The organism is Streptomyces sp. NPDC058955, assembly GCF_042741435.1.
Lineage (GTDB): Bacteria > Actinomycetota > Actinomycetes > Streptomycetales > Streptomycetaceae > Streptomyces.
The window spans coordinates 30,890-36,039 of sequence record NZ_JBHYKM010000088.1 but is presented as its reverse complement, the minus strand read 5'-3'; the positions used below and the strand labels follow the sequence as shown (position 1 = coordinate 36,039).

General features: G+C 73.5%; 6 protein-coding genes. All 6 read left to right on the top strand.

Annotation, left to right across the window (positions count from 1 at the left end):
- Nucleotides 1-368 precede the first annotated feature (368 nt).
- The 6 genes from ACFW1I_RS27600 (at nucleotide 369) to ACFW1I_RS27575 (ending at nucleotide 5,015) form a co-directional block, all read left to right on the top strand.
- Nucleotides 369-533, top strand: a complete 165-nt coding sequence (locus ACFW1I_RS27600; RefSeq protein WP_199806607.1) for a hypothetical protein — start codon at nucleotides 369-371, stop codon at nucleotides 531-533.
- Nucleotides 534-542: 9 nt separating this feature from the next.
- Nucleotides 543-836 (top strand): Dabb family protein, encoded by a 294-nt coding sequence (locus ACFW1I_RS27595; protein ID WP_384674910.1) that lies wholly within the window; start codon nucleotides 543-545, stop codon nucleotides 834-836.
- Between the two features lie 245 nt (nucleotides 837-1,081).
- Nucleotides 1,082-1,930, top strand: coding sequence for an RNA polymerase sigma factor SigF (locus ACFW1I_RS27590; RefSeq protein WP_031003319.1), 849 nt, complete (start codon nucleotides 1,082-1,084; stop codon nucleotides 1,928-1,930).
- Nucleotides 1,931-2,166: 236 nt separating this feature from the next.
- On the top strand, nucleotides 2,167-3,090 hold the full coding sequence (locus tag ACFW1I_RS27585; protein ID WP_384674908.1) for an RNA polymerase sigma factor SigF: 924 nt from the start codon (nucleotides 2,167-2,169) through the stop codon (nucleotides 3,088-3,090).
- Nucleotides 3,091-3,140: 50 nt separating this feature from the next.
- Nucleotides 3,141-3,965: a hypothetical protein gene (locus ACFW1I_RS27580; protein ID WP_384674906.1), complete on the top strand. Its 825-nt coding sequence runs from the start codon at nucleotides 3,141-3,143 to the stop codon at nucleotides 3,963-3,965.
- A 189-nt stretch (nucleotides 3,966-4,154) separates the two neighbouring features.
- Nucleotides 4,155-5,015 carry a hypothetical protein gene (locus tag ACFW1I_RS27575; protein WP_384674904.1) on the top strand — a complete coding sequence of 287 codons (861 nt, stop codon included), beginning with the start codon at nucleotides 4,155-4,157 and terminating at the stop codon, nucleotides 5,013-5,015.
- The last annotated feature ends 135 nt before the right edge of the window (nucleotides 5,016-5,150 follow it).

Sequence of the window (5,150 nt, the reverse complement as noted above, 5' to 3'; positions counted from 1 at the left end):
GGGCGGCCGGGCCGCGCCCCCCCGGGGGGCGGCCGCCCGGGGGGGGGGGCGGGGGGGGGCGGGCGCGCCGCGCCGCGGGGGGGCGCGGAATGGGGGCCACAAGCCGCTCCCCCCGATGAGAACCGGTCCGGCAAGTCCTGCGCCGCAGTCAGGGGGGAAGCTCGCGGCGCGGACCCCGCAGTGCGGGCCGGTTCCATGCGCCCCGCGGATTCCTGCCAGATCCGCCGGGCTCGACATCCATCCTGCTCCCCGTACCCCCTTCCGGGGGACGGCGAAAGACCCCGAAGCACGGGCCCTTGGTCCATAAAGGCTCGGTTAGAGTGGGCCACCGCCGAGGCCGAATCCCGGCGCCGGGAGGGGGAGGACAGATGTCCCAGGCGAGGAAAGTCGCGGTCTACGCGTTCGGGGTCTTCGTGCTGTACGCGATCATCACGTCCCCGGACCGGTCCGCGGACCTGGTCCAGATAGGCTTCGAGGGCCTTTCCAGCGCCGCCAAGGGTGTCGGAGAGTTCATGACGGAACTCATCAACTAGGAGCCTCCAGTGATCCGCCATCTGGTCCTCTTCAAGCTGAACGAGGGCGTCGAGCGCGACGACCCGCGCGTCGTCGCCGGCGTCGAGGCGTTCCGCGCGCTCGGCGGGCAGATCGACGAGCTGCGGTTCTGGGAGTGCGACTGGAACGTGTCGGAGCGGCCGATCGCCTACGACTTCGCGATCAACTCGGCCGTCGAGGACCTGGAGGCGCTCCAGCGGTACCTCGACCATCCGGCGCACCAGGCCGGGGTCGCGCTGTGGCGCGAGTTCTCCACCTGGGTGATCGCGGACTACCCCTTCTAGGCCCTTCACCGGCCGTACGTCGTCGAGACCCCCCGCCGTCCGGGCGGGGGGTCTCGCGCGTTGCGGCTCAGCGCGCCTCTGGCCTCCGGTTTTTCCTCCACCATGCCTTCAACACGTGGTTATGCGGTGCTTGCACACAGTGGACATGTCTTGTGATGCTATGACCGCTTTTGACGGATGAATTGACCGTTTGACCGTAGTTGACCCAGTCGACCAGCTACACCAGCCAAAGGGGTGGCGTGAACGTGCCGGCCAGTACAGCGCCTCAGGTCCCGCCCCAGCACGAGGCGGGTGGCGCCGCGGACACCCCGCGCCCCCGACCGCAGAGCAGCCGGGGCGCCGACACCCGGGCGCTCACCCAGGTGCTCTTCGGGCAGCTCAAGAACCTGGAGCCGGGCACCCCCGAGCACGACCGGGTGCGCGGGGCGCTCATCGAGGCCAACCTGCCGCTCGTGCGGTACGCGGCGGCCCGCTTCCGCTCGCGCAACGAGCCGATGGAGGACGTCGTCCAGGTCGGCACCATCGGCCTGATCAACGCGATCGACCGCTTCGACCCCGACCGGGGCGTGCAGTTCCCCACCTTCGCCATGCCCACCGTGGTCGGCGAGATCAAGCGGTACTTCCGCGACAACGTCCGCACCGTGCACGTGCCGCGCCGGCTGCACGAGCTGTGGGTGCAGGTGAACGGCGCCACCGAGGACCTGACGACGGCTCACGGCCGCTCCCCCACGACCGCCGAGATCGCCGAGCGGCTGCGGATCGGCGAGGACGAGGTGCTCGCCTGTATCGAGGCCGGACGGTCGTACCACGCCACCTCCCTGGAGGCCGCGCAGGAGGGCGACGGACTGCCCGGACTGCTCGACCGGCTCGGCTACGAGGACCCGGCGCTGGCCGGCGTCGAGCACCGCGACCTGGTCCGGCACCTGCTCGTCCAGCTGCCCGAGCGGGAGCAGCGGATCCTGATGCTGCGCTACTACAGCAACTTGACCCAGTCTCAGATCAGCCAGGAGCTGGGGGTCTCGCAGATGCACGTGTCAAGGCTCCTCGCCCGGAGCTTCGCCCGCCTGAGATCCGCAAACAGAATCGAGGCATGACCGGAACGGGTAGACCGGTTCGGAGGAGTTCCGCGGCGCCCCAATTGCCGTACACCCCTTGTTTCCTGCGGATATGCGGCCTCTCCTTGTCGACAAGTCACTACAGCGTGTTGCCGACATGTGACATTCTGCTGGGGACGCGTTTGCCGCAGCCCCACGGCCGGTATTCAGGTGGAAGCTGCGTTCCTCCGATGGTCGCGGCCCACCGCGACCGTCCGCGACCTCTAGGGGGTGGCATGTCCGCAGATCAGGGCAGCTCGAAGGTGCTCACGCTCACGCCCGTCCCGGTCCTCGTGCCCGAGCCCGTGCCCACGCAGACGACGGCGCCGACCGCGGCCGAGAGCGGGGCGCTGCCCGCTCCGGAGCCCGCCGTCGCGCCGGCGGCCCTCGACACCCGCACCCTCTCCCGCTCCCTGTTCCTGCGGCTGCGGGCGCTCGACGCCGAGGGCGCGGCGGCGGACAGCCCGGAGCGCACCTACGTCCGCGACACCCTCATCGAGCTGAACCTCCCCCTCGTGCGGTACGCGGCGGCCCGCTTCCGCTCGCGCAACGAGCCGATGGAGGACATCGTCCAGGTCGGCACCATCGGCCTGATCAAGGCGATCGACCGCTTCGACTGCGAACGCGGCGTGGAGTTCCCGACGTTCGCGATGCCGACCGTCGTCGGCGAGATCAAGCGCTTCTTCCGCGACACCTCCTGGTCGGTCCGCGTCCCGCGCCGGCTCCAGGAGCTGCGGCTCGCCCTCACCAAGGCCAGCGACGAGCTCGCGCAGAAGCTGGACCGCTCGCCGACCGTGCCCGAACTCGCCGCCGTGCTCGGGGTGTCGGAGGAGGACGTCGTCGACGGCCTCGCGGTGGGCAACGCGTACACGGCCTCCTCGCTCGACTCGCCGTCCCCGGAGGACGACGGCGGCGAGGGCTCCCTCGCGGACCGCCTCGGCTACGAGGACGCGGCCCTGGAGGGCGTCGAGTACCGCGAGTCGCTGAAGCCGCTGCTCGCCAAACTCCCGCCCCGGGAGCGGCAGATCATCATGCTCCGCTTCTTCGCGAACATGACCCAGTCGCAGATCGGCGAGGAGGTCGGCATCTCGCAGATGCACGTCTCGCGGCTGCTCACCCGCACGCTGGCCCAGCTCCGCGAGGGCCTGATCTCGGACTGACTTCCGCAAAGCCGCCCCCTGGTGACGAGGCGTCAGCCACACTGGGGCGCATGAGGCGCAGGAAGCAGCCGGTACTCGTGGCGGTGGCGCTCTGCCTCGGCGGAGCGCTCACCGCGTGCGGCGGCGGAGGAGACGGCGACGGGTTCGCGGCGGTCGGCGCCGGTCCCTCACCGGGCGGCGCCGTCGGCCCCTCGGGCGCGGTCACCCTGGTCCCGCTGGACAGCCCCACGGCGAGCGGCCTCACCTCCAGCACCTCCTCGCCGCCCCCGGCCCCCGCGTCGGAACCCCCGCCGGGCGCCTCGCCGTCCCCCTCGGCCGGCACGGGAGTCCCGTCCGCGCGCCCGAGCGCGGGGCCGGGAAACAGCGCCACGGGCCAGGCCGGCGGTTCCGGAGGGGGTACGGAGTCGGGCGCGCCGCCCGGCGCCCCTTCCGGCGGCGGCTCGCCCTCCGGCAGCCCCGCGCCCGGCGCGACGGAGCCCCCGCCGCGCACCCCGGCCCCCACTCCGGCGCCCACCACCTCCTCGCCCCCCTCCTCGCCCCGGCCGACCACGGCCACGCCGCCGCCCGGGCCGGCCGTGCTGACCGTCTCCGAACCGGTCACCGCCGACGCGGGCGAGCGCTGGTGCGAGCAGGTCACGGTGACCTTCCGGAACACCGGCGGCTCCCCCGCCGCCTCCGGCACCGCCACCTTCGAGACCCATGTCATCGGCGCGCTCGGCATCGACTGGGGCACGGTCACCACCAGCCAGCCGCTGCCGGCCCCGATCGCCGCCGGGGCGGCGCGGACGCGGACGTACACGGTGTGCGTGGACTCCTGGCGGGTACCGCTGGGCATGCGCGTCGACACCCAAGCGGTGACCGCCACCTGGCGGTGAGACCCAGGGCTTACGCGGGGTCAACCCAGCGACGTAGGGCGGACCGGCCGCAGGGCTGACGACCCGGCCCGTCGTCGGGGCGAAGGTCGTGGCATGACCGATGACGGACGGAAACGGTGGGACCGGACGGGTCCTCGGGTGTCGGTGGCGTGGGGGATCTCCTATGCCGGGTTCGGACTCGTGGGGGTGGTGAGCGGGACTCCGCTCTTCGGGGGCGGGGGTGCCGCGCTCGGCTGGGGGGTCGTGGCCGTGGGGGCGCTGGCGGCGGTGGCCGGCGGGGCGGTGGCACGGTACGGGCCGCGCCCGGGACTGCGGAGGCTGCTGTGGGTGGCCTGCGGGCTCGCCTGCGCCGCCGCGTTCAGTCTGCTGATGGACGTCATCACGCTGCTGTTCGGACAGGGCGTGGACAACTGGGTGGCCACGGCGAACCGGCTGCTCGCGGCCGTCGGAGCCGTATCGCTCGCGGCGACCGCGCGGGACCCGGGCAAGACGTCGTCCGTGGCCCCCGCCCGGGTGCAGCGTGTCGCGTGGGTGGGGACGGTGGCCTTTCTGCCCTACGCCGGGATGAAGCTGGCCTGGGCATGGGGCGGCAGCTACGCCGGGGTGGACAAGGAGCAGATGCTCGCGGTCTCCGAGCGCAACGGGGCCTCGGGGATCTGGCTGACCCTGCAGTCCTGGGGCCTGGACGCCACCGTGCTGCTCGCTCTGCTCGGTGTCTTCCTGCTCTGGGGGCTCGTCCGCCCGTGGGGCCGGGTCTTCCCCCGCTGGGTGCCCTTCCTGCGGGGCCGCCGGGTGCCGCGCCTGCTCCCTCTGACCCCGGCGCTGCTCGGTGCCGCCACCCTCGCTCCGTACGGGGTGCTCGGGCTGGGGTACTGCGCCCTGGCCACGGCGGGGGTGGTCACGATGCCTCCGGGCGACTTCCCGAGCTCCCGGGACGTGCTGCTCGCGGCCTGGCCCGGGATGATCGCGTTCGGCGGGTACGGGGTGGCCCTCGCCGTCGCGGCCCGCGCGTACTGGCTGCGGACCCGGCCCGGTGCCCTCGGCGGCTGAGTCCCGCCGGCGGGCCGGGTACGGAAAAAGGGCGGTGGGGGGGGGGCCCCCCCGCGAGTGGCGCCCTCGGCCCCCCCCCCCCGGGGCGGGGCCCGGGGGGGGGGGGCCCCGGGGGGGGGCCGCGGGCGCGGCCCC

Excerpts from the sequence above, each read along its gene's own strand:
- ACFW1I_RS27600 (WP_199806607.1), top strand. The coding sequence starts at position 369 with ATGTCCCAGGCGAGGAAAGTCGCGGTCTACGCGTTCGGGGTCTTCGTG.
- ACFW1I_RS27585 (WP_384674908.1), top strand. The coding sequence starts at position 2,167 with ATGTCCGCAGATCAGGGCAGCTCGAAGGTGCTCACGCTCACGCCCGTC.
- ACFW1I_RS27580 (WP_384674906.1), top strand. The coding sequence starts at position 3,141 with ATGAGGCGCAGGAAGCAGCCGGTACTCGTGGCGGTGGCGCTCTGCCTC.